13 protein-coding genes are annotated in these 24,876 nt (G+C 68.5%); 3 read left to right on the forward strand and 10 right to left on the reverse strand.

Annotation, left to right across the window (positions count from 1 at the left end):
- Positions 1-72: 72 nt before the first annotated feature.
- The 5 genes from EPL00_RS22970 to glmU all read right to left on the reverse strand — a co-directional run bounded on the left by EPL00_RS22970 (position 73) and on the right by glmU (position 18,469).
- Complete coding sequence (locus EPL00_RS22970; RefSeq protein ID WP_135855385.1) at positions 73-8,859, reverse strand: NosD domain-containing protein; 8,787 nt, start codon at positions 8,857-8,859, stop codon at positions 73-75.
- A 256-nt stretch (positions 8,860-9,115) separates the two neighbouring features.
- Positions 9,116-10,462, reverse strand: a complete 1,347-nt coding sequence (locus EPL00_RS22975) for a hypothetical protein (RefSeq protein ID WP_162224322.1) — start codon at positions 10,460-10,462, stop codon at positions 9,116-9,118.
- Between the two features lie 73 nt (positions 10,463-10,535).
- Complete coding sequence (locus EPL00_RS22980; protein ID WP_135855383.1) at positions 10,536-14,459, reverse strand: S8 family serine peptidase; 3,924 nt, start codon at positions 14,457-14,459, stop codon at positions 10,536-10,538.
- Between the two features lie 246 nt (positions 14,460-14,705).
- On the reverse strand, positions 14,706-17,246 hold the full coding sequence (locus tag EPL00_RS22985) for a lipopolysaccharide biosynthesis protein (RefSeq protein ID WP_202932760.1): 2,541 nt from the start codon (positions 17,244-17,246) through the stop codon (positions 14,706-14,708).
- Positions 17,247-17,287: 41 nt separating this feature from the next.
- Positions 17,288-18,469, reverse strand: coding sequence for a bifunctional sugar-1-phosphate nucleotidylyltransferase/acetyltransferase (gene glmU / locus EPL00_RS22990; RefSeq protein ID WP_135855382.1), 1,182 nt, complete (start codon positions 18,467-18,469; stop codon positions 17,288-17,290).
- 265 nt (positions 18,470-18,734) lie between these two features.
- On the opposite strand from glmU, the gene EPL00_RS22995 reads away from it, so the two are divergent.
- A complete protein-coding gene (locus EPL00_RS22995) occupies positions 18,735-19,181 on the forward strand; it encodes a HalOD1 output domain-containing protein (protein ID WP_135855381.1) in 447 nt (148 codons plus the stop codon).
- Positions 19,182-19,236: 55 nt separating this feature from the next.
- Here EPL00_RS22995 and EPL00_RS23000 read toward each other — a convergent pair whose 3' ends face one another.
- Positions 19,237-20,481 carry a sulfatase gene (locus EPL00_RS23000; RefSeq protein ID WP_135855380.1) on the reverse strand — a complete coding sequence of 415 codons (1,245 nt, stop codon included), beginning with the start codon at positions 20,479-20,481 and terminating at the stop codon, positions 19,237-19,239.
- Between the two features lie 138 nt (positions 20,482-20,619).
- On the opposite strand from EPL00_RS23000, the gene EPL00_RS23005 reads away from it, so the two are divergent.
- The gene (locus EPL00_RS23005; protein WP_135855379.1) at positions 20,620-20,901 is read left to right on the forward strand and encodes a hypothetical protein; all 282 of its coding nucleotides are present in this window, start codon (positions 20,620-20,622) and stop codon (positions 20,899-20,901) included.
- A 29-nt stretch (positions 20,902-20,930) separates the two neighbouring features.
- On the opposite strand, the gene EPL00_RS23010 is transcribed toward EPL00_RS23005, so the two are convergent.
- On the reverse strand, positions 20,931-22,346 hold the full coding sequence (locus tag EPL00_RS23010) for a phosphopentomutase/phosphoglucosamine mutase (RefSeq protein ID WP_135855378.1): 1,416 nt from the start codon (positions 22,344-22,346) through the stop codon (positions 20,931-20,933).
- Positions 22,347-22,464: 118 nt separating this feature from the next.
- Positions 22,465-22,830 (reverse strand): hypothetical protein, encoded by a 366-nt coding sequence (locus EPL00_RS23015; RefSeq protein WP_135855377.1) that lies wholly within the window; start codon positions 22,828-22,830, stop codon positions 22,465-22,467.
- A 429-nt stretch (positions 22,831-23,259) separates the two neighbouring features.
- Between EPL00_RS23015 and EPL00_RS23020 the strand changes: the two genes are divergently transcribed.
- Entirely contained in the window at positions 23,260-23,676 is a 417-nt protein-coding gene (locus tag EPL00_RS23020) for a hypothetical protein (protein ID WP_135855376.1), read from the forward strand.
- 99 nt (positions 23,677-23,775) lie between these two features.
- Here the strand turns inward: EPL00_RS23020 and EPL00_RS23025 are convergent, their stop codons facing one another.
- Both EPL00_RS23025 and EPL00_RS23030 read right to left on the reverse strand, forming a co-directional pair.
- A complete protein-coding gene (locus EPL00_RS23025) occupies positions 23,776-24,456 on the reverse strand; it encodes a DUF7344 domain-containing protein (RefSeq protein WP_135855375.1) in 681 nt (226 codons plus the stop codon).
- A gap of 190 nt (positions 24,457-24,646) precedes the next feature.
- Complete coding sequence (locus EPL00_RS23030; protein ID WP_162224323.1) at positions 24,647-24,799, reverse strand: hypothetical protein; 153 nt, start codon at positions 24,797-24,799, stop codon at positions 24,647-24,649.
- Positions 24,800-24,876: the final 77 nt, after the last annotated feature.

The following is a 24,876-nucleotide window of genomic DNA, read 5'->3' on the forward strand; positions in this document are numbered from 1 at the left end:
AGAGGGTCCGGAGTTCGACGGTGGGTTCCGGTCCGAGCGATAGAGCGGTTTGAGTCGGGTTCCCGAACAGTCCTACGCGGTCCCGTCGGTGGTCGTCTCGTTCGCGTTCGTCTCGTTCGCGTTCGTCTCGTTCGCCGACGCGTGGAGCGCCTGCACGTCGAGTACGTCGATGTCGTCGCCGTCCTCGTTGAAGTCGAACGCGAAGTCGTTGGTCCGCACCAACTCGTCGCGGTAGGCGTCGAAGAACGCCCGCACGTCGCCGGACTCGACGCTCCCGTCGCCGTCCACGTCGCGGTAGCGCCCGTCGCCGTCCACGTCCCGCGGGGCCGCCGACCCGACGAGGAGTGCGGGTCGGGGCGGGCGGACGAGCAGGGTGTCGGTCACGACGGTGGACACGCCGTCGTCGTCCACGACGACGAGGCGGACCGTGTGGTGGCCGGGGGTCCGGCCGGTCCAGTTTACGGCGGTCTCGTCCACGTCGAAGGCGGTGTCCGAGACGTTCCACTGGGTGTGGACGGCCTCGCCGTCGGCGTCACTCAGATTGGTCGCGGTGAGTTGGACGCTCTCGTCTACGTCCACGGCCGACTCGCTCATCCGAATCTCGCCGCTCGGCGGGACGAGCGTCGTGTCGAGTTTCACCCGGTCCACGACCACGTTGTCCGCGAGCGCGGTCTCGCCCGGTGCCGTCACCAGAATCTCGACCGCGTCGCCCGCGGAGACGCCCGCGAGGTCGAGCGTTACCTCGGTGAACGTCGCCACCGATGTCGAGTCCGAGGCTTCGGCGGTGACGTTCCGCGAGGCGACCAGCGCACCCGTCGAGGAGTTCCGCACCTCGACGGTCGCCGGGGTGTCGGCCAGTCCGGCGTTCGAGACGAGGACCGACGCGCGGACGGTGCCCGCTCGCTCGTAGTAACCGACCCGCCCGTCCGAGACTGTGAGGTCGGGTTGGAACAGGTACCGCGAACGCAGGTCGTCGCTGTCGTTGCCGTCGATGGCCGTTTCGTTCGGCGCGAGTTCGAACCGCGTGGTGTACGACGGATCGACATCGCTCGCCGGTACCGAGACCGTGACCGTCCGAGTCTCGCCGGGGTCGAGGCCCGGTATCGTCCCGTAGTGCTGGAGCGTCGGCCCGTTGCCGAGGCGGTACTCGACGGTCCCCGCGCGGACCGCCGACGGGTTCGTCACGTTCGCCGCGACCGTGACGGTGTCGCCGTCGCGGGTGGCCGTGACGGCGGTGACGTTCAGGTCCGGGCGGAGCGCGAGCGCCCGAACGTCGTTGTTCTCCTCGTCGAACTCGGCGAGCGCGTCGTCGGCGTCGGCCGACACCGAGAGGAGTCCCGTCTCGTCTACGGTGACGGTCGCGGTCCCCGTGACGGTCTCGCCGACCGGAACCGGCGGGAGTTCGACCGAACGGAGCGTCTCCGCGCCGGACTGGACGGTCAGGTTCGACTCCTCGGCCGCGGTGTCGCCGGTGTTCCGGACCTCGTAGGCCACCGTCACCTCGTCGCCGACGCCGACGTTCTCGGCGTCGAGCGAGGCGTTCAGCGTCAGGTCGGGCCGGAACCGGTGTTCGAAGGCGTACACGTCGGCCTGCTGGTCGGAGGTGAGGTCCTGCCCGGCGAACACCGACACGAACCCGTTTTCCGTCGGTGCCGCGCTTCCCTGCCAGAACGTGAGGTTTCGAGCCGACCCGTCGGCGTACTTGCGCGCCGGGAGCCACTCGCCGTCGATTCGGGGCTTGTAGAACGCGGCCGCCACGTCGCTCGCGTCGGGGTACGCCCGGAAGTTCACGAGGAGGTCGCCGTCCTGCTCGGTGAGTTCGACCGTCTGGGGCGTCGAGACGTTCGGGCCGGTCTCGACCGTCCGCGCGCCCGTCGCGTCGGCGACCGTTATCGACGCGTTCGTCGACCCGGTGTCGATGACGCCGACGTGGGTCGCGCTCACGTCCGCGTCGCCGAGTTTCGCCACGGGAATCGTCCGCTCGGACTGCTTCGGGAGGCCCGCCTCCGCGCCGACCGTCTCGACGGTGAGCGTCCCCGAGGTGGAACTGTCGTTCATCGCCAGATAGCCGACGCGGAACCCGTCGGCGGTGGCCGCGACGCTGGGCGCGCTCGCCGTCTCGACGGTGTGGACCGGGCCGACCGACCCGTCGGTGCCGTCGTACCGGACGTACTGGACCGACTGGTCGCGCCACGTTGTCAGGTTGCCGTCTCCGTCCTCGGTCCACGCGACGAGCCACTCGTCGCCGTGCTGGGCGACGGCGGGACCGAAGTCGAAGTCGTCGTCGTCGGTGAGGAACGTCGGCGCGCTCCACCCGGAGTCGTTCGCGGTGGCGACGCGGATTTCGCCGTGCGGGTAGACCGCCGCGGGGCCGTCGGCGTCCTCGAAGGTCCGGTCGAAGGTAGTGAACGCCGCGAGCGTCCCGTCGGCCGCCGACCCGGCGACGGCGGGGTCGAAGTCGCCCATCGCGTCGTCGGTGACGGGCGCGAGCGTCGTAATCCGGTCGCCGTCGATTCGCGCGACCTGCACGTCCCGGCCGTTGAGCGCGGACTTGCCGCCCGACTGGTGGCTCCAGACCACCGTGTGTCCGGACCCGACTCGCGTAATCGCGGGCGTCTCGTCGGCGACGGTGTTGTCGGTGACGACGCCGGTGTCCACGATTCGCGCGGGCATCGCGCCGTCGGTCTCGAAGCGAGCGTCCGCGAAGCCGGTCCACGGCCCGGCGGTCTGGCGGGTCCCGTCGGCGGTCTCGTACTCGGGTTTCGGCGGTCGGTCACCGCTGGTCTCCCGAACCTGCCACGTCGTCTCGGAACTGCCGACGCCCGCGGTCGTACTGTCCTCGGACCCGTCCTGATAGAGCGTGAACTCGGTGCTGAACTTGTTCTTCTTGCCCGACGGGAAGTACGCCGTCTTCGTGAACATGTACGCCTGCGCTCTCGCGTAGACCTGCCCGGCCAGCCCGACGGTGATGGGCGACGCCTCGGGGAGCGGAACCTTCGACGCGATCTCCTCTTCGAAGCCGACGACGAGTTGAATCTCGCTCCACTTCTTGCCGATCTCCTGTTTCGCGCCGAGTTTCGGCGCGACCTCTCCTTTCTCGAACTCGAACGCCACCTCGTCGCCGGGGCCGACGGTGTCTTTCTCGTCGAAGGTCGTCACCAGCTTCACCTCGCCCTCGAAGATGGGGTAGAGGTTCACCACGTTCGGCGGGACCGGACCGATGGGCGGGTTCGGTATCCCGTTCGGCGGGAACTCCGCGCTCCCGGTGACTTTGAGTTCGAGTTCGCCCTTGGTCAGGTCGCCCTCTTCGAGGTCGAAAAACGCCTTTCCGGCGGCGCTCCCGTTGATTTCGACCACCTTCATCTTGTAGCCCGCCTGCCCGCCGACCGACACCTCCGTCTCGGTCGTCGTCAGGTCCACCTTGACGGTGACGGTCACCCCGGCGCTCGTCGATTGGTTCTCGCCGGTCCCCGGCATGTCTATCTTGTCCTTGAACGGGAACTCGGCCGGAATCCGATTCGAGACGTTGAGCGGTCGCTCCGAACTCAAAATTAGGTAGCCGTGGGTCGGCCGCGACACCGAGACGGTCATCGTCTGGAACCACTCGGGCGTCGAGATGTGGCCGACTCGAATCCCCCGACTCGCCGTCGAGCCGTTGGTGTGGACCGCGGTCGCCACCAGCGTCTCGTCGCCGTCTACGACGCTCGGGTCCACCGGGAAGGTGTACCCGTCGCTCCCGTCGGCATCGACGTGGGTCGCGTTCCCGAGTCGGAACCGGACCTCCTCGGTGTTCGACGGTTGGCTCACCGCGGCGCGGTAGCTCAGGTCGAGCGGGAGTCCTTCGATGACGACCACGTTCTTTCGCGGGTGGCCCGACAGGTGGGGCGTCACCGAGACGACGCCGAACGACGCTGGCTCCTCGCCGACCGTTATCTGCTGGGTGACCGAGAAGCCGCGGCCCTCCTCGGTCACGGCCGAGTGGGTGACGGTGTAGACGCCCGGCGAGTCGTAGGTGTGGGCGACCTGTCTGCCCCGCGCGGTCGTGCCGTCGCCGAAGTTCCACTCGACTTTGGCGATCTCCGCGCCGGAGGTCGTGACGCCCGCGGTCTGGAAGCGCAGGCTCCGGTTGACGACCGGGTTACGAATCCCGACGTTGAACTCCAACTCGCTCGGCGACGTGTAGGAAATTCTGTCGCCGCGGACCGCTGGCGGTTTCGAGAGCGGATTCGAGCAATCGACTGCCGGGTCGCACTGCCCATCCAGCGGACCGCCCAACTGCCCCCAGTAGTTCCGGGTCGCGTCGCCGCCGTCCGACCGGTAGGCGTACACGCCCGTCGCGCTGTTGTTGGCGAGGAGACTGTCGTGAATCTCCCACGGCGCGTTCGCGTAGCGCACCCGGACGCCGTAGCTGTTGTTCACCAGATGGGAGTTGGTGATGGACACCGCTCGGTCCACGCCCGAGGCCCTGACGCCAGCGTCGAACTCGCGGACGACGAACCCCGAGACGGAAGCGCCGCCACGGTTGGACAGGGAGATGCCGTCGGAACCGCCGCCGAGCGTCGAGCCGTTGAGGACCGCGCCCCGCGGCGCGGTCAGGTTGATGTCGGTTCGAATCCGGACCGACTCCCGATAGGTGCCGGGCCGGACCTCGACGGTGTCGCCCGATTCCGCGACTTCCACCGCGTCCTGTATGGTGGCGTACGGCGCGGAGCCGTCCTCGGCCACGACGTGAACGCGAGGGCGGACGAGCGGGATATCGACGGAGCCGTCCGGACTCGGCAGGAAGTAGCCACAGTCAACGTCGCCGCGGCACTGTCCTTTCGTCGGGCCGTCGGCCTGTCCCCAGTAGTTCCCGGTGGCGTTGCCGACCTGCGACGAGTGCCCGCGCACGCCCGCGTAGGAGTTGTTGTATATCTCGCTGCGGTGGATTCCCCACGGTTCGTAGTTGTCCTCGGCGTAGAGTCCGTGACCGTTGCGCCGAAGGACGACGTTCTCGACCACGAACGGGTCGTCCACGTGGTTTGCGTCGATGCCGTGATTCCACTCCTCGACGGTGAACCCGGAAACCGTCGCGTTCGCGTGGCCGTAGAGACGAATCCCGTCTGAGTTGGAGTTCGACCCGTTCAGAACTGCGCCGTCGGGCGCGACGAACGACAGTGGTTGCCGGATGCGAACCGACTCGCGGTACGTGCCGGGACGTACCTCGACGGTCGCGTGGTTCGGGGCGGCCTGAATCGCGTCCTGCATCGTGGCGTACGGTTCGGAGCCGTCGTTAGCGACGACGTAGGTGCCCGTCCGGTTCGTCGGAACCGCCACCGATTCGTCCGGACTCGACCGGAAGTAGCCGCAGTCCACGTCGCCCCGACACTGCTCGCTGGTCGGCCCGTCGGCCCGTCCCCAGTAGTTGTCGGTGGCGTCGCCGACCTGCGACGAGTGGCCTCGAACACCGGTGTAGGAGTTGTTGTAGATTTCGCTGTGATGAATCGCCCACGGCTCGTAGTTGTCCTCGGCGTAGAACCCGTGACCGTTCCGTCGGAGGACGACGTTCTCGACGACGAACGGGTCGTCCACGTGGTTTGCGTCGATGCCGTGGTTCCACTCCTCGACAGTGAACCCGGAAATCGTCGCGTTCGCGTGACCGTAGAGCCGAATCCCGTCTGCCCCCGAGTTCGACCCGTTCAAGACCGCGCCGTCGGGTGCGACGAACGATAGGGGTTTCCGAATGCGAACCGACTCGCGGTACGTGCCGGGACGGACCTCGACGGTGGCGCGGTTCGGCGCGGCCTGAATCGCGTCCTGCATCGTGGCGTACGGTTCGGAACCGTCGTTTGCGACGACGTAGGTCCCCGACCGATTCGCCGGGACCGACACCGGGTCGTCGGGTGCGTGACGGAAGTAGCCACAGTCAACGTCGCCGCGACACTGGTCTTTCGTCGGTCCGTCGGCCTGCCCCCAGTAGTTGTCGGTGGCGTCACCGAGTTGCGACGAGTGGCCCCGAACACCGGTGTACGAGTTGTTGTATATCTTGCTGTCGTGAATCGCCCACGGCTCGTAGTTATCCTCGGCGTAGAACCCGTGACCGTTGCGTCGAAGCACGACGTTCTGGACGACGAACGGATCGTCCACGTGGTTTGCGTCGATGCCGTGGTTCCACTCCTCGATTGTGAAACCCGAGATAGTGACGTTTGCGTGGCCGTAGAGGCGAATCCCGTCCGACCCCGAGTTCGACCCGCGGAGTGTCGCGCCGTTCGGTGCCCGAACGTCGAGGGGTTGCCGGATGCGGACTGACTCGCGGTAAGTGCCGGGCCGGACCGTAACCGTCGCTCCGTTTGGCGCGGCCTGAATCGCGTCCTGCATCGTGGCGTAGGGTTCCGAGCCGTCGTTAGCCACGACGTAGGTACCAGTCCTGTCGGCTGGCACCGCGACGGAGCCGTTCGGACTCGACAGGAAGTAGCCACAGTCCACGTCGCCACGACACTGCTCGCTAGTCGGGCCGTCGGCCTGCCCCCAGTAGTTCCGGGTTGCATCGCCGAGTTGGGACGAGTGTCCGCGCACGCCCGCGTAGGAGTTGTTGTATATCTCGCTGTGATGAATCGCCCACGGTTCGTAGTTGTCCTCGGCGTAGAGTCCGTGACCGTTGCGTCGAAGCACGACGTTCTGGACGACGAACGGGTCGTCCACGTGATTGGCGTCGATGCCGTGGTTCCACTCCTCGACGGTGAACCCGGAAATCGTCGCGTTTGCGTCGCCGTAGAGTCGAATCCCGTCGTTCTGCGAGCTTTCCGACCCGTTCAATACTGCGCCGTCGGGTGCCCGGAGGTCCAGTGGCTCGTCGAGTCGCACCGATTCCCGATAGGTGCCGGGTCGGACTTCGACGGTGGCGCGGTTCGGGGCGGCCCGAATCGCGTCCTGTATGGTCGCGTACGGCTCGGTCCCGTCGTTGGCCACGACGTACGTTCCCGACCGGTCGGCCGGTACCGCGACGGAGCTGTCGGGACTCGACCGGAAGTAGCCACAATCCACGTCGCCGCGACACTGCTCGCTGGTCGGGCCGTCTGCCTGCCCCCAGTAGTTGTCGGTGGCGTCGCCCAGCGACGAACCGCTGGTCTGAATCGCGCTGTAAGAGTTGTTGACGAACTCGCTCGCCTCGACGTTCCACGCCGAGTACGTGTCGTCCACGTAGACCCCGCGGTCGTTTCGCCGGAAGACGACCTCCTCGACGGTGAAGTTCGAGTCCACGTGGTCGGCGTCGATGCCGTGATTCCACTCCTCGATGGTGAACCCGGAAATCGTCGCGTTCGCGTCGTTGTAGAGTCGAATCCCGTCGTTCTGCGAACTTTTCGACCCGTTCAGCGTCGCGCCGTCGGGCGCTCGGAACTCCAGCGGCTTGTCCAGACGCACGGACTCGCGGTAGGTGCCGGGACGGACTTCGACGGTGGCGCGGTTCGGGGCGGCCCGAATCGCGTCCTGCATCGTGGCGTACGGCTCGGAGCCGTCGGCGGCGACGACGTACGTTCCCGAGCGGTCGGCAGGCACCGCGACCGAATCGCCGGGAGCCGACCGGAAGTACCCGCAGTCTACGTCGCCGCGGCACTGCTCGCTGGCCGGGCCGTCGGCCTGCCCCCAGTAATTGTCGGTGGCGTCGCCCAGCGACGAGCCGCTCGTCTGAATCGCGCTGTAAGAGTTGTTCGTGAATTCGCTCCCCTGAACCCGCCACGTCGAGTACGTGTCGTCCACGTAGAGACCACGGTCGTTCCGCCGGAGGAGAACGTTCTCCACGGTGAAATTCGAGTCCACGTGGTCGGCGTCGATGCCGTGACTCCACTCCTCGACGGTGAACCCGGAAATCGTCACGTTCGCGTCGTTGTAGAGTCGAATCCCGTCGTTCTGTGAGGTTTCCGACCCGTTCAGGACTGCGCCGTCTGGGGCCCGGAGGTCCAGCGGTTCGTCGAGCCGTACCGATTCTCGGTAGGTGCCGGGCCGGACCTCGACGGTCGCGCGGTTCGGAGCGGCCTGAATCGCGTCCTGCATCGTGGCGTAGGGTGCCGAACCGTCGGCGGCGACGACGTAGGTGCCGCTTCGGTCGAGCGGGACGGAGACTGAATCGGTGGGGCTGGACCGGAAGTAGCCACAGTCAACGTCGCCGCGGCACTGCTCGCTGGTCGGCCCGTCGGCCTGCCCCCAGTAGTTGTCGGTGGCATCGCCGAGCGACGAACCGCTCGTCTGAATCGCGCTGTAGGAGTTGTTCGTGAACTCGCTCGCTTCGACGTTCCACGTCGAGTACGTGTCGTCCACGTAGAGCCCGCGCCTGTTCCCACGCAGGTCGATATCGACGACCGAGAAATTCCGGTCGACGTGGTCCGCGTGGATGCCGACATCGTAGCCGGTAACGGTCAGCCCCGACAGTTCGACCTTCGCGTCGCCGTAGAGTCGAATCCCGTCGGCCGAGGAGCCCAGCGACGAGCCGTCGAGCGTCGCGCCGTCGGGTGCCCGGAGGTCTAGCGGCTTGTCGAGGCGCACGGTCTGGGCGTACACGCCCGGTTCGACGCGAATCGTGTCGCCCGCACTCGCGTTGTCCACCGCGTGTTGAATCGTCCGGTAGTCGCCGGTGCCGTCGTCGTCCACGGTGAGTGTCGTCGCCGACGCGAGCGAGAACTGGCGACCCGGCCCGGACGCGTCCGCCGCGGGTTGCGCGAAGGCGTCGGCTCCGTCGAAGCGAAGCGAGAGGTCGAGTGCGCCAGACGTGTCGAAGCTCTCGGGCGTGTCGAGTCCGCTCGGGACTTCGACGCCCTGCGCGCGAGGGAGCGCGGACGCTGGCGTCGAGGCCGAAACCATCGAGACGACGAGCAGGACGGTCATAAATACGCTCTTTCGCCGACTAGACGCGGATGTCATTTCGTAGTCTCCAGTTTCCTTGGTTGCATAGAATTGTATTTCAGAGCGGGATTTCCAGAGTCATTATAAATCGTGTTGACTTGTCGGTTGTCGCGTTGCTTTTGAAAGTATATTAAATCTGCTGTTGTAAAACCGATAAAAGATAGATTGTTTACAGAAATGGGTGCTGGTACCGGTGAAATAGGCGTCGTCCGAGGAGAAGCCCACGAGCGGTTGCCATCTACGGTCGGTGGCGTCGAAGCACGGCGAGACCGGCGGTGACGAGCGCCACCAGCGTCGCGCCGAGTCCGAATCCGGGAACGTCGCCGTCCGCGTCGGCAGTCGTCGCCCGAGGAGATTCGTCGGCGGTGGCGGTCGTGGCGTTCTCACTCGCGGACGCCTCATCCGCCGCCGCGGTCGTCCCGGCCGTCGTCGGGTCCGACGACTGGTCGGCGGTCGGGTCGAGAACCACGGCGAACGGCGAGAACCCTTCCGTCGTCGCGGTGAACGTGGCACCGTCGCGCTCGACGCCGACCTCGGTCCACGACCCGTCCGCGTAGCGATACACCGCGACCTCGCTCAGCGTCGCGCCGGTCGGCAGTGCGCTCGCTGGCAGGTGAAATCGGTAGCGCGCTTCGCCGACGACCGACGGCGAGGCGTACCGCGTCTCGACGGTGACGTGACCGAGGAGTTCCTCGCCCGGCGGGGCCGGGATACCCGCTGGCGACTCGCTCGCGCCCCGCAACTCGAACAGCGCATGCGCGCTCTCGCCGGTGAACTCGAACCGGACGTGTTCGACGGTCAGACCGCCGACACCGAACTCCTCGACCGACGCGTCGAGGCGCGTCTCGGGCCGGACGTTCCGCACGTCGAACCGCACGCCGCTGTCGGTTCGCTCCTCGGTGAACTGGACCGGCGGCGGTGGTACGTTCGCGCCGCCTCCTCCGCCTCCTCCGGCACCTCCGCCACCGCCTCCGCCGCCGGAACTCGCAGTGGTCGTCGAGGTCGTCGCCGCGGTGGTCGTCGCGGTAGTCTCGGCAGTCGTGGACCGGTCCGCGGTCACGGAGAGCCGGCCCGAGGAGACGGCGACCGGGGCGTACTCGTTTCCGCTCTCGTCGCCGATGACCTCCACGCCGACGGTCACGTCCGACTCGCCGACCGCCTCGCCGACGAGCGTGACCCGCGCGATTTCGACGGTTCCGGTCTGGGCCGTATCGACGCCGTAGGCGATTGCGCGGACCGACGAGTCGTCCGCGTTGGAGTCGATTTGGGTGCCCTCCGGTCCGCCAGCGAGCGAGACCTCCTCGATGCGAGCGACCGACGAGTTCCCGAGACCGACCGACAGGTTGTACGCGCCGACGCCCGCAGTGACCGACGACGCGGTTATCGTGACCGTCGTGGTCTCGCCCGTCGTCACGCTCGTCGTCTCGGGCGACGGTTGGACCGTCACGCCACCCGCGCTCGCGGCGACCGACTCCGCTTCGAGCGGGGCGGCGACCGGTTCCGTTCCGACCACCGGACTCACCGTCCCGGAGACGACTACGACAGCGACGACCAGACCGACGACCGCCGTCCTGAGATTCTTCATTCGGTGCTTGCGTCCGAGTACGGGGCAAAGTGTGTTTCGAAGCGTTCGAATTCGTACTCCGAAGTCGCGTTCGCTAACAACATTCGGTCTCCGAGGTCGAATTAGCTAGCAACCGTTGTGCGTCGAGTACGTCGGCGCTCCCGTCGCCGTTGAGGTCGTAGTACTTCGCGGCGTCGAGGACGTTCGGCGTCCGGTACCGCTCGAAGAGGAGGGCGGCGTCGCGTCGCGTCACCGCGCCGTCGCCGTCGGTGTCCTCGTAGCTCCCGTCGCCGTCCACGTCGGTCGGCCGCCCGGTCGTCGCCGAGAGCGGCGCGACCCCCGACACGCGGAACGCCGGTCGCGCGACGCGTTCGGTGACGCTTCCGGCGGTCGTCTCGACTCGGACCGCCAGCGCCACCGTGCCCTCCGCGGAGAGTTCGAACGAGCCAGCGTACCGGGTCTCGTCGGCCGACTCGCTCGCGACCGAGACCGTCGCCTCGCTCCACGCCGACGCGACGCCGCTCTCGCCGAAGGGGTCCGACGGGACCGTCTCGCCGCCGCCCGCGTGGGCGTAGGCGATAGTCACCGACTCGACGGCGGAGCGGTCGCGGTCCACGACGAGTTCGGCCGTCGCCCGTCCCGGCGGGACCCCGTTGTCGATGCCGAGCGTCGCGGATTCGGTCGCCCCGTCCGTCCCGTTCGTCCACCGCGAGCGGACGGTCCCGACGGAGACGTTCGCCGGGCGGTAGGCGGTCGCGGCGTCGGGCCGGTAGCGGAACCGGTAGCGCGCCACCGTCTCTCCGGAGAGCGCGAAGGCGTCGCTGGCGTCGCTGGCGGTTACCGCGACGCTCGCGTTCGGCGACAGGTCGGTCCGGACCGTCTCGTTTCCGTGGCCCCGCTCGCGGACCGTCGCGTTCGCCCGCGTCGTCCCGTTCACCGCGAGCAGGAGGCGACCCGGCCGTGCGTCCGCGAGGGAGTCGCCGCCGACCCGGTTCGAGTCGGCCGCGTCGCCGACGGGAGAACGCTGGCCCGCCGAGGTCGCCGTCAGCGAGTCGGCCTCCTCGTCGATAGCGAGGTCGAGGTCCGACCGGAGCGGATGGACGTTCTTCACCACGGCGACCCGGTCGCCGCTGGCCGGGACCGGACGATTCGGGGTCGCCGGACCGTACGCCCACCCGCCGGGGTCGTCCCCGTCGCTTCCGTCCGGGTCGCCGCCGGTCGCGTTCGAGCGAAGGTGGAGACCGACGCGCTCGACCGCCGAGGAGACGTAGACCGTCTGTCCGGTTCGGTCGCCGAGGAGGCCCCGGTAGGCGTGGTCGAACTGGACCTCTCGGGGGCCGCCCGTGTCGGTGACGAGCGTCAGGTCGTAGGGGCGTCCCGTCCCGGTCCGGCGGTAGGTGACGTTCAGTTCGCCCAACTCCGAGGGTCGGACGGTGTGGGTCGTCTCGGTCGTCACCCCGGACAGCGACGACACCACGTCGTAGAGCGCCGCCCGGTCGAATCCGGTCGCGTTCCCGCTTCCGGCGTCGGAGTCGTCGCCGCTCCCGGACCCGTCTCCGCTCCCGGACTCACCTCCGTCCCCGGCCCCGTCCCGCGACCCGAGGAGTCGCTCGACGGTGACGCTCAGGTTCTCCGAGGGCGAGACCAGCGCGTCCGGACTCAACGGGCCGCGGGCCTCGACTTCGCCGACGTAGGTGAACCGCGGCGTCGAGACTCGGTAGTTGACGTTCGTCCGGAGCGGTTCGACCGCCGGGAGGAGCGACGCGTTCAACCGCGCCGCCACGGTCTCGGACTCCCGCAGGTGGACGGCGGTGTCGTTCTTCCCGGCGCGGGCCACCGTGACGACTGGTCTGCCGGTCTCCTCGTCGGTGCCGGACGAGACGACGGTGTAGCCGACCCGCTCTAACGCGGTGACGGTCGCGGTCCCGTCGGTCAGCGCGAGCGTCTGCACGTCGGCGGCGGGCGCGTCGTCGTCCGCGATTACGGTCACGGCGTCGCCGCTCGCGGTTCCCGACCCGAGCGCGTGCTTGGAGACGGTCAGCCGGTGCGTCCGCGCGAGGCCGAAGATGCCCGCCGTCGAGGCGGTCGCCCCCGACTCCGCAGTCGCGTTCGTCACGGTGATGCGGCCGCTGTAGACGCCGACCGCGTCTCCGGTCTCCACGGTGAGGGCCACGGTCGCGCGCTCGCCGGGGGCCAGCGCGAGCGTCGAGCGGTTCAGCGCGGCCGTCGCGGCGGTCTCCTCGCCGGTCGCATCGACGGGCGTGAGCGCCGCGTCGAGGGCGACGGTGCGGTCGCGGGCGGCCAGATTTCGCACCGTGACGGCGCGCGTGACCGTCCGGTTCGTCGCGTGTGCGCCGACATCGGTGACGCCCGGCGAGACGACGACGCTCGGGTCCAGCGCCCGACTCGCGTTCACGACGCCCGCGCCCCGTTCGTAGACGGTCCGATTCGGAATCGGGTCGGCGGTCGAGACGAGGAGCGACTTCACGGTCCGAGGCGCGAGCGACGGCCGCTCGTCCAACAGGAGCGCGGCGATACCCGAGACGACCGGCGTCGCCATCGAGGTGCCCGAGGAACTCACGTACTCGGCGTCGTACCCGGCGTCCGCGCTGGCCGCGCTCACGACGCTGACGCCGGGCGCGACGAGGTCGGGTTTCACGCGGAATCCGATGGGCGTCGGGCCGCGCGACGAGAAGTAGGCTAACTGGCCGTTCTTGTCGGTCGCGCCGACGGTGATGGCACCGCTGGCGACGCCGGGACTCCTGACGGTGGCGGCGTCGGGGCCGTCGTTCCCCGCGGCGACGACCACGACGGTGCCACGCGCGAGGGCGTGGTCGATGGCGGCGCGGTACGGGTCCACCGACCGCCCGCGGGTGACCGGGCCGCCGATGCTGATGCTGACCACGTCCGCGCCGGACTCGACGGACCAGTTGATGGCACGCACCACGTCCGAGGTCGAAGCGCGGCCGTCGCTCCCGACCGCGCGGGCGTCGAGGAGCGAGGCGTTCGGTGCCACGCCGACGTACTGCCCGCCGCTGGCGGTGCCGTCGCCAGCGACGATGCCAGCGACGTGGGTGCCGTGGCCGACCGGGTCGGGGGCGCTCGTCCGCGCTCCCTCGCCCGTGAAGTCGCGCTCGGCGACCACGTTCCCGAGGTCCGGATGGTCCCCGTCGATGCCGGAATCGACCACCGCGACGGTGACGTTCCGGCCCGACGCGCCGTGGGCCGCGCGCGCCTCGCCGACGCCGGTCGCGTCGGTCACTTCGTCCAAGCTGATTTCGTACTCCACGTCGAGAGCGACCCGCTCGACCCGGTCGTTCGCCGCCAACTCCTCGAAGGCGGCTCCGGCCGCTGGCTTCCGGACGGCGGCGGCCACGGCGTCGATGCTCGCCAGCGACTCGTCGTCGGTCAGCCCCGACACCTCGCGGACGGGCGGGGACCCGGACGGTCGCGTCGGGTCGGACTCCTCAGCGGCCGTCGAGACGATGACCGGAATCGTCTCGCGCTCGCGGTCGGTCAGGTTCTGGCGTCGGAGGAGGTCCACGTCGAACAGCCGCCTGTCGAAGCGCCGGAAGTCGATGCCGGTCGGGTAGACGTAGGTGCCCTCGCTCGTGACCACCTTCCGGAGGTCGGCGTCGGGCCGCGTCCGGTAGCGAATCGACCCGTTGCGCTCGACCACGCGGACGCGATGGCCCGTCACGAGCGTGACGTTCCCGACGACCGTTCCCGACGTGTCCGATACTGTCGTCGCGTTCCCGGCGTCGGTGTCGGTCGCCGGAGCGTCGAGACTCCGGACTCCCGCCGTCGGTCCATTGCGGTTGAGCGAGGCCGGGTCGGCCCCGGCGGCCGAGGAGAACGAGTCGGCCGACTCCGCTACCGGTTTCGGCTCGCTCACCGGCGGGACCGCGGCCGCGCCGACGGCCTGTCCGACCAGCGCGCAGGCGACGAGGAGCGCCAGCAGGGTCCTGCGACTCGGCCGCCGCGCTTCGCCGCGCCGCCGTCGCGTCACTCCGACCATGTCGTTCGAACTGTGCTACCAGATTTATGGGACGTAAATATAGCCGTCGAAAGTCCCTCCTCGTGACTGACCGTTCGGCTTTCCGACTGCTTCCGCCGCCATCGACGCACACTCGCCGGGCGGGTCCGTCGGTCGTGGCCACTGATTAAGAAATGTCTGCGATGGTTTAAAGTATATATAGAAGTCTACGAGCCACCTTTTACCACGTCGAAGAAAGCAGAACAATTCCGAACCGCTTGGCGGGCGCTACGCCGTCGTAATTACCGAGGAGACCGTCGCGGTCGCGTTGATGGTGGTCGTGGTCTCGGTGAGCGCGTCAGACGTAGTGGTCGTAGTTTCGGTAGCCGCGTCGGAGGTGGTCGTCTCGGACGCGGTGGTGGTGTCGGACGTAGTTGTCTCGGATGTAGTGGTCGTATCGGACGTGGTGGTGGTATCAGAGCCAGTGGTCGTGTCGGACGTAGTTGTCTCGGACGCGGTGGTCGTGTCGGAGGCAGTAGTGGTGTCCGACGTGGTCGTGGTGGTTTCGGAAGTCGTGGTAGCACCGCTCGTCGTCGTGGTCGTCTCGGCCGTGGTCGTCTCCGATGTCGTGGTGTCAGTAGTGGTCGTAGTCGTCTCGGCCGTGGTCGTCTCCGATGTCGTGGTGTCAGTAGTGGTCGTAGTCGTCTCGACAGTAGTGGTATCGGCGGTGGTCGTAGTCGTCTCGGCAATAGTAGTATCGGTGATTGTCGTGGTCGTCTTGGCAGTAGTGGTATCGGCGGTAGTCGTGATTGTCGTGGCAGTAGTGGTATCGGCGGTGGTCGTGGTCGTCTCGGACGTGGTACTCTCGGTGGTGGTGGTCGCATCGGACTCGTCGGAGTCGTCGCTCCCGTCCGATCCGTCGTCGGAGTCACCCGCGCCACCGCTCGAACCGCCAGCGTCGCCACCGTCGGCGGCGTCGCCGTCGGCCCCGCCCGAGGAGACCGCCTCGTCGGTCGTCGCGGTCGCGTTCGCGGTGGTCCCGCCGTCCGCCGACCCGCCGCCCGGCGGTTCGCCGGGCGTCGTCGCCTCGGGGGACTCGCTCGTCGTCGCGTCGGTCGTCGGGACCTCCTCGGTCGGACTCGCGGTCGCGTCCGGTTCGGGCGGTTGGGTCGTCAGCGGCACGTCCGCACCGCCGCCGTCCTCGCCGACCGGCACCGGAACGCCCGTGAGCGCCGAACTCACGCCGGCGAGGACCAGCGCCACGCCCGCGACCAGCAGGACGCGCTGGAACGTCTCCACGGCGTCGGTGCCCGACGACGAGCGGAGACGAAAGCGTAGCTCCTCGACCCGCGGGCCGACGACCGGGAGCGACGCGCCGACCTGCAACACCTCGTCGGCGTCGAGCGCGCCGGTCAGGAGCGCGAGCGTCCCGAAGACGACGAGTCCCGCGACCGGCACGACCGCGAGCGCGACGAGCGACTCGCCGAGCGACTGCGAGAGCGCGACGACCAGTCCGCCCCCGACCAGCACCGTGACGCCGCCCCGGAGCAATCTGGCGTCGGCCAGCGGGTCGAAACCGAGTCCCCGCGCGCTCCAGACGTGCAGGAAGAACATCGACCCGTAGCTGACGCTGGTCGCCACCGCCGCGCCGTGCATTCCGTAGCGGTTGATGAGGAGCCAGTTCAGGACGACGTTGGCGAGCGCGGCCGCCCCCGTCGCCGCGATGAGTCGCCCGAGGTCGCCCTTCGCCTGTCCGACCGCGAGGAGGGGCCGGGCGACGGCGAACCCGACCGCGCCGGGCAACAGGAGGTACAGCGGCGTCAGCGATGCGACGTACTCGTCGGGCCAGAGCATCGGCACCGCGACGGGCGCGAGCGACCCGATACCGACCGCCAGCAGTGCGGTGAACAGCAGGCTGTAGCGCGTGATTTTCGCGGTCATCTGGCTGATGCGTTCGGTGTCGCCGTTCGACCAGAGCTTCGAGGTCGAGTGCAACAGGACCGTCTGGAGGGCCATCGGCGCGACCCAGAGGAACTCCGCGAGGACGAGCGCGACCTTGTAGAACGCGGTGGCCGGGCCGTCCACTAACACGCGAATCATCAGCACGTCCACGTGGTACATCGACATCAACAGGGCGACCAACACGACGCTCATGCCGTTGAACGACAGCAGTTCCCGGCGGGGGAACGACCGCGGCGCGATACGCATCGACCCGCGTATCGACACCTGCCGCGCGACGATGGCGAAGCCCAACAGCGCCGAGAACGAACTCCCGACGATGTGGCCCGCCAGCACGCCCTCGACGCCGTAGCCGAGGGACGCCAGCGCGAGCGCGGCCCCGACGAACGTCAGGCGGTTGGTCACCCGGACCAACTCCGCGGAGGGTTCCAGCCCGAACCCCATCAGCGTCCGGCGGGCGTACGACCGGAACTGCGCGGCCACGACCAACCCGCCCAACAGCAGGAAGTAGCGCCGGAACTCGTCGCCCTCGACCAGTCGCGCCAGCAGGTCCGACTGGGCGAACCACGCCATTGCGCCCGCGCCGACCAGCGCCAGCAACACCGCGAGTCGGAAGTAGAACCCGACCACGCGCTCGTGCCACGACGAATCGGCGCGCTCCTCGCCCAAAAATTTCTGCACGCCGTCGGTGACGCCCGAACTGACGAAGATCATGAAGATGGAGAACACCGACAGCAGGAAGCTGTAGTCGCCGTAGTCGGCCTCCCCGAGGAGGCGCGCCAACAGCGGCGACGAGAAGATACCGACGGCTAACACGACGAGTTTCGTGCCGACGACGGAGACGAAGCCGCGGGCGATGGAGTCGCTCATGGGGTCTCAGGGAACGAAATCGAGGCAGTCGGCGGCCAGCACTATCGGTCCCGGTCCACCGTCTCGCCGGGCGGGGTCGTCGCGCCCGACGAGAGACGGACGCCGGGGTCGATGCTGGTGTCGATGCCGGTCTTGGCGTCGTCGCCGACGACCGTGCCGAACTTCCGGCGACCCGTCGAGACGCGCTCGCCTTTCACCGTCAGCTTCACCGGCTCGTCGTCGTGGCGGAGGTTCGCGGTCACGGTACCCGCGCCGAAGTTGACGCGCTCGCCCAGCACGCTGTCGCCGACGTAGCTCAGGTGGCCGACCGTCGCGCCCGCCCGGAGGAGACTGTTCTTTATCTCGACGGCGTGGCCGACTTTGGCGTCCGGGCCGACGACGGTGTTTCCCCGGACGTAGGCGTTCGGCCCCACACTCGCGCCCTCCCGGACGACCGCGGGTCCCTCGATTACCACGCCGGATTTCACGGTCGCGCCCTCCTCGACCACGACCGGGCCGTCGAGGGTCGCGTCGTCGCTCACGTCGCCCGCGACGCGCGGGGAAATCTCCGCGACGCGGCGCTCGTTGGCCGCCAGCAGTTCCCACGGGCGACCCACGTCGAGCCAGTCGCCGAGTTCGACCGGCGTCACGTCGAACTCCGCGACCACGCGGTCCAACACGTCGGTCAGTTCGTACTCGCCGCGCTCGCTTCGAGAGACGCCGAGCCAGTCGGTCGTCTCCTCGGGGAAGACGTAGGCTCCGGCGTTCGCCAGATTCGTCGGCGGGTCCGCGGGCTTCTCCACGATGTCGGTGACGCGCCCGCCGTCCGTCGAGAGGACACCGTAGTTCGACGGCTCGTCGGCCCGAAACGCGCCGACCGCGGGCGCGGAGTCGAACAGGTCCGTCAGACTCTCGGGGTCGTAGAGGTTGTCGCCGTTCAGCACGGCGAAGTCGCCGTTCAACTGCGGACTCGCGGCCCGAACCGCGTCGGCGGTGCCGGTCTGTTCGTCCTGCTCGGCGTAGGCGACCGGGACTCCGGCGTACTCCTCGCCGAAGTACTCCCGGACCTCCTCGGCCCCGTAGCCGACGACCAACACGAGTTCGTCGGCCCCGGCCCGAATCGCGGCGTCGGCGACGTGCGCGACCAGCGGCCGGTCGGCGACGGGGAGCATGGGCTTTGCCGTCTCGTCTGTCAGGGGTCGCATTCGCGTGCCTTTCCCGGCGGCGAGAATCGTGGCCTGCATTCTACTCGTCAGTTCCCCCACGAGGAGGTTTACTATTCGGCGATTAAACCGGCTCGACCGGACCCGGACCGACCCGACTCCGCCCCGGTTCGACCGGACGCGACACGACCGGACCTCCTCGCCGAGGAGGCCCCCGAATCGCGGCTCCTCCCACGTCACTCCGGTCGGTAACGAGAGGTTCTCGAACTGCGCATTCGACCGATTTCGGCCGGGAGAAGCCTTACTAGACGTATAATTAACCCGAACCGCACCGACGGTGAGAGCGATGCAGCGAGACACGACCGCGAGCGACGAATCCGCAGACGAGTTCTGGACCGACGGCGCAACTGCCGACGGCGCGACCGGCGAGAATGGCACTGTCGGCGACGGCGGGGCTGGCGACGACGGGACCGCCGACGACGGGACTGCCGACGAGCGCCCGCCGGGGTCGCTGGGCACCCGCGTCTGCTTGGCGCTGACCGACGAGGAGGACGTTCACCCGTGGAAGTCGCCGCCGCTGTACGAGGTTCTCGACCCCGGCGTGCTGGAGGCGCTCGACGGGCAGGACAACGACGAGTGGCGACTCGAATTCCGGGCCGGAACCCACACCGTCGTCGTCTCGGGGGACGGCGAGGTCCGGGTGGACGGCGAGCGGTTCACCGACCGGGACTACCGCGAGGCGCTGGCGGAACTGGACGACGGCGAGACCGGCCGTCGGCGATTCGTTCGATGACGCGCGTCGGCGACGACTCCGACGACGGCGGCGGCTTGTTCGACCGGAAACCACCTCAGAGTGCTTCGTCGCCCGCGATGGAGTCCGCGGCGCTGGCGATTCGCTCGCGTTCTGCGTGAGCCTCCCGCCAGTCTTCGACCAGTCGCGCGCCGAGTTCCCGGAGGTCGTCGTTTCGACACTCGCTGGTCTCGCCGGTGTCGAGGTCGTAGAGTTCGTCGGTGTGCGGGTACCAGATGTACTTCCAGCCCTCGCCGCGGACCGCGACCGTCGGCATCCGGTTGTGCGAGAAGACGTGGGTGTCGAGCGCGTCGTCGTACTCCTCGCCCCGCGCCAGCGACCCGAGGAGGTCCGGGAGGTTCCGCAACGAGAACGGTTTCTCGACGGTGCCCTCGGGACCGTTGGCGACGACGAGGGGCACGTCGGTTAGCTCCTCGTAGAGGTCCCGGCCGTGGCCGTACATCCCGTGGTCGCCGAACGCCTCGCCGTGGTCGCCGTGGATTACTAACAGCGGGTCGTCGGCGAGGTCCCGCTCAGCGCGCCCGACGAACTCGTCGGTGTAGCGAATCGTGTCCTCGTAGGTGTCGGTCAGCACGTCGTGGAATTTGGGAGTGAGACCGTCGCCGTCCCGGTCGGCGAACAGCGCGAGGTTGGCCGGGTAGCTCGCCAACCGCGAGCGCGACCGGTAGCCCCTCGGCGGGAGGTAGGGCAGGTGAACGTCCACGAGGAACACCCAGCAGAAGTACGGCTCGTCGGCCGATTCGGTCCACGACACGATGTCGTCGTAGAACGCCTCCCACGACATGAACATGTCTTGGCCCTGCCACCAGTTCATCGCCTTGACAGCCAGCGACGACAGGGCGTTGGTCTGCTCGCCGTCCTTCAGGAAGCTCTCGGAGGCGTCGTCGTCCATGAAGTCCTCGAAGTGGTCGAACCCCTCGTCGAAGCCGAAGTACCGGGAAGTCCACGGGTTCGCCGTGAACGCCGCGGTCTCGTAGCCCATCCGGGAGAACTGTTGGGCCACCGTGTCGCGGGCCGAGAGGTGGTCGCGGATGTGGGCCTTCATCGACGCGCGGTCGGAGCCTTTCGCGCCCTCGCGCTCTATCGGGAACTCGCCGGTCAGGAACGTGGTCGCCGAACCGTGGGTCGCCGGGGCCGGAGCGACGGCGTTCTCGAAGGTCAACCCCTCGTCGGCGAGGCGGTCCATGTGGGTCGTCAGGTTCCCGTCGCCGCCCGCGAACCCGCAGTGGTCGGCGCGGATGCTGTCTATCGTGAGCAACACGACGTTTCGCTCGTCGGACATGACTCACTCCACGCGGTCCCCGCCGATTATTATCCCGTCGCTAAGTCCGTCTATCCCGTCTCTAAGGCGACTCCCGCGGAGTCGCCCCGCTCGTAACGATGACGCCGACTTTTGTGTGCCGGGGTCGGGTGTCCGGACATGGGCAAGGCAGAACAGCAGTCCGCCGACGCCGCCGTATCGGCCGATTCAGACGACCAGTCCGCTGGCGACGACACCCGGAGTCTCGCAGTCCCCGACCGCCTCGTGAGTCGCGTCGAGCGACGACTCCCCCGGACCGACTTCGACGCGCCCGAGGAGTACGTCGCCTACGTCCTCGAAGAGGTGCTGGCGCAGGTCGAGTCGGAAGCCAGTGATAGCTACGAACAAGTAGACGACGACGAGGTCGAACAGCGACTTCAATCGTTGGGCTACCTCGACTGACCGCCGCGTTTTCTCCCGAATTTCGAGACTTACCGACCGGTAGCACCGCTCGTCGCCGACGCGCTTCTCTCGTCGCCTTCGACGCGCTCGACCAGCGCGACCGCCTCGTCGAACAACTCGCTCGCGCGGTCGTCGGTCTCGGCCTCGGCGGTCACCCTGACGAGCGGTTGGGTCCCGCTCGCGCGAACGAGGAGCCACCCGTCTTCGACCTCGACGCGAACCCCGTCGCGGGTGTCCAACTCGTCGTGTCGGTCGGCGAGCGCGTCGGCGACGCCCGCCATCGTCCCGCGCTTGTCGTCGGTCCGGACGCTGGTGCGCTTTGTCGGGTAGGTCGCCACCGTCTCGACCAGTTCCGAGAGCGGCCCCTCCTCGGCGACGAGTTCGGCGAGTCGGCAGGCCGCCAGCGGGCCGTCGGGACAGTGCGCCTCGTCGGGCCATATCCACGCGCCGCTGGGTTCGCCGCCGAAGACGACGCCCTCGTCCCGGAGTCGGTCGGCGACGTAGCCGTCCCCGACTCGCGTCCGGGTGAGCGAGGCACCGACCGATTCGAGCGCGTCGTCCACCGCGAGACTCGTGTTGAGCGGCGCGGCGACTCGCGTTCCCTCCTCGGCGTAACGCCGCCCGAACAGCGCCAACAGCACGTCCCCCGCGACGAACTCGCCGTCTTCCGTGACGGCCATCGTTCGGTCGGCGTCGCCGTCGTGAGCGACGCCGAAGTCGGCGTCTCCTCGGGCGACGATGGCCCGCAAGTCCGCGCAGTGGTCGGCGGTCGGTTCGCTGGGTCGCCCCGAGAGGCGGCCGTCGCGCTCGCCGTTCAGCGTCGTCACCGAACAGCCGAGGTCCCGGAGCGCGTCGGCGGTCAGGACGCCCGGCCCGTTGCCCGCGTCCACGACGACCGACAGGTTCGCGCCGTCGCGGCCCTCCTCGCCGTCGAGACCGTCCCCGTCTCCGAGACCGTCCGCGCCGCCGAGGTCGGTCGCCTCGCGGAGGGCGTCGCGGTGGTTCGCTTCGAGGTCGGGCGCGGCAATCTCGCTCCCCAACTCGCTGGACGACCGAGGAGTGAACCGTCCGTCGCCCACTCGGTCGGCGACGGCGTCGAGTTTCGGCCGGTCGAACGCTCGGGAGGTCACGTCCCACAGTTTCAGCCCGTTGTCCGTCGGCGGGTTGTGGCTCGCGGTCACTTCGACCCCCGCGTCGCAATCGACCTGCCAGACGCTCCGCGCGAGGGTGGGCGTGGCGACGACGCCCGCCCGCACCGCGTCGGCACCGCAGTCCCGGAGGCCCGCGCTCACCGCGTCGGCGAGCAACTGGCCGCTCTCGCGGGCGTCCCTGCCGACGACGACGCGCTCGTAACCCTCGGAGGCCAAGGCCCGGCCCACGTCGAAGGCCAACTGCGCAGTCACTTTTCCGCCGACTTCGCCGCGAACGCCGCTGGTTCCGAACATGGATAGCTCGTCGCGGGCGGGGACACTGAGTATGCGCCGGATAAATCTGTTAGTCGGCCGAGTGCATCGCGCTCCCCGAGTCGTTCACCGTAGTCCCGCGCTCACCGCAGTCTCGCATTCACCGCAGTCGCCGACAGTTTCCGCAAGGCGAGAGGCCGCGGTCTTTCGCCCGGCCGAGGGTCACCGTGTCGAGTTCGTCGGCGTCCGCGTTGCGGTGACATCCGCACCGGGGTTTCCCGTTCGTGAGGTCGTGGTAGGCGTAGGTGTTGGTGCCGTTCCGCGTGAACACCCCGACCACGGTGTCATCTCCTCGCGTGTCCGCGCGAGCGCGTCGGTCGCGCTCGGCCCGGTTCGGCGGGCTCTCGGCCGGTTCGTCGCCGCCGCACCGGTGGTTCCCGGTCCGCGCGAGGTAGCGACCGCAGTCCGGGCACTGTTCGAACTCGTCGGACTCCTCGACGAGTTGCAATATCGGTTTGTCCCCCATACCGACCCGTCGTCGCCCGAGGCTTTCATTATGCGCCTGCTACCGATTGTCCCGCGAGCGAGCCGCGGCGACGGACCGCGTTTCGAAATCGGGACGGCGTTAGCAGGTGTCTAGCCCGCGATTATCGCCCGTATAGGTAGGTGGGTAGGAGCCGTCGTCTCGGACGGAGCGTCTTTCACCGAGCGCTCCCGAGGAGGGACGACCACGCGGCCGGACTCCGGACCATCTCCTCGACGGGCGGAGTCGGGATACCGTCGCGCCCCTGCCACCGGGCGTGACGCGCGAGGTCGGCGACTCTTCACGGGGCGACCTCACCGCCCGTCGATTGGCGTCTCGCCGCGTCGTTCTCTCCGTTTTCCGCGACTCGCGCCCGACAGCGACCGGTCCGAGGAGTAACGTTTATTCCGCCCCGCCACCGTCTGTCGGGAAATGCCCGCCACTCGACGCCGCTTTCTCGCCGGGAGTTCGACCGCCGTCGGTCTCCTCGGCGGTTGCGCTGGTCTCGGCGGCCAGTCGGGGAGAGTCGAGGAGTTGACCATCGAACTCGGAAACGGGACCGACGAGCGCCACGCGTTCCGCTTCGCGGTCGAGACCGCCGAGGGACTCGGCGAGTGGGAGTCGCACGAGGTCCCGCCGGGGACGAAGGAGTCGGTCGTGAGAGACCCGGCCGCGGGCGAATCCCCGGTCGCGGTCCGCGGTACCGTCGATGGAAAGTCGGCGCGGGGGCGACTCCTCGGGGTCGAGAACGCGGACCGCGACCTCTGTCCTCGCCTCCTCTTCGAGTACGGCCGTACCGACGAACCGGTGTTTCTCCAGTACTCTGACGCGGAGTGTGACGAATCGTAGAGACGGAGAAGAAAGAAGCCCGGATGCAGGGCGGCGAGCGCGAGAGCGCGCGGCAGTTCCCGGCGTCGGCCGCGCTACTCGTCGGGGCTGTCGATTATGCTACTCCTCGCGGCGGAACTTCCCCGCGACCCCGGCCGCGACCAGCGCGACGGCCGTCACCGCAGCGATGGCGACGCTCACCCCGAGGGGAACCGGGGAACCGGGGACCATCGCCCCGAGGAGCGCCGCGAGCGCGAGTCCGAAGCCCGCGCCGCCGAGCGCGAGTCCGAAGCCCGCGCCGCCGAGCGCGAGCGGCGACCACGCGTGGTCGTCGGCTCCGGTGTCCTGTGCCCCCTCGTCGCGCTCGGCGTCGGCCGGTTGAGGCTCGGTCGCGTCGTCGTCGCGCATCGAAGGCTCCTCGTCGAGGTAGCGGTCGAAGGCGTCGGTGCGCTCGGTGCGTTCCACGATGCCGCGATTTTGCTGGTACTGGATGATGCCCTCCTCGTCCAGTTTCGGGAGGTGGGACTGGTAGAGCGCGATGTAGACGCGCTGGCGTTCTTGGGACTTGAGCGCCGCGACCGTGGTGTCGTGTTCGACGGCCGCTATCTTCTCGGTGATGTCGGTCATCTTTACCGGCGTGTCGTGTTCCTGTAGGTACTTCAGGACGAGACGACGGCGGCGACACTGGAGAACGTGGAAGATGTCGTCGCGCGTGAGTTCGTCGGTCTCGTCGGTCTCGGTCGCGTCGTCGGCTATCTCGGTCGTGTCGGTCGATTCGACGGGGTCCTTGCTTGCAGACATGGACGGTCTGATTCACCATTACCAGTCGGGGGATTAATACCGGGGAGACCGTTACCACTGTTATGGGGAGTTGGAGCGTTGTTTCGGCCATTTCCCGCCTCTTCCGTATCGTTCACCCACGTATGAACTATGTTCTGTAGTGGTTCAGAGTATTTTATCTACACTTCGTAACCGATGGTTCGGGTCGAAATCAGCCGGGTGGCGCTGTGGTGGTTCGGGCCTCGTCCCCGGCGTCAGTGTCGGTGCGCTCGCTCTCCCGCGTCGTTCGGAGCGAGTGCCGAGGAGCCACGACCTGCGGGACGCTCGGAACCGACAGTCGGTCGAATCGGGGGACCAGACGCACCGAAACAGTCGCTCGAAGCGGTGAAACAGAGTTTCGAGTCCTCGAAACAGTGGGCGACCGAGCCGAAACGGACCTCG

The sequence above is a fragment of the Halorussus salinus genome, from assembly GCF_004765815.2.
GTDB classification, from domain to species: domain Archaea; phylum Halobacteriota; class Halobacteria; order Halobacteriales; family Haladaptataceae; genus Halorussus; species Halorussus salinus.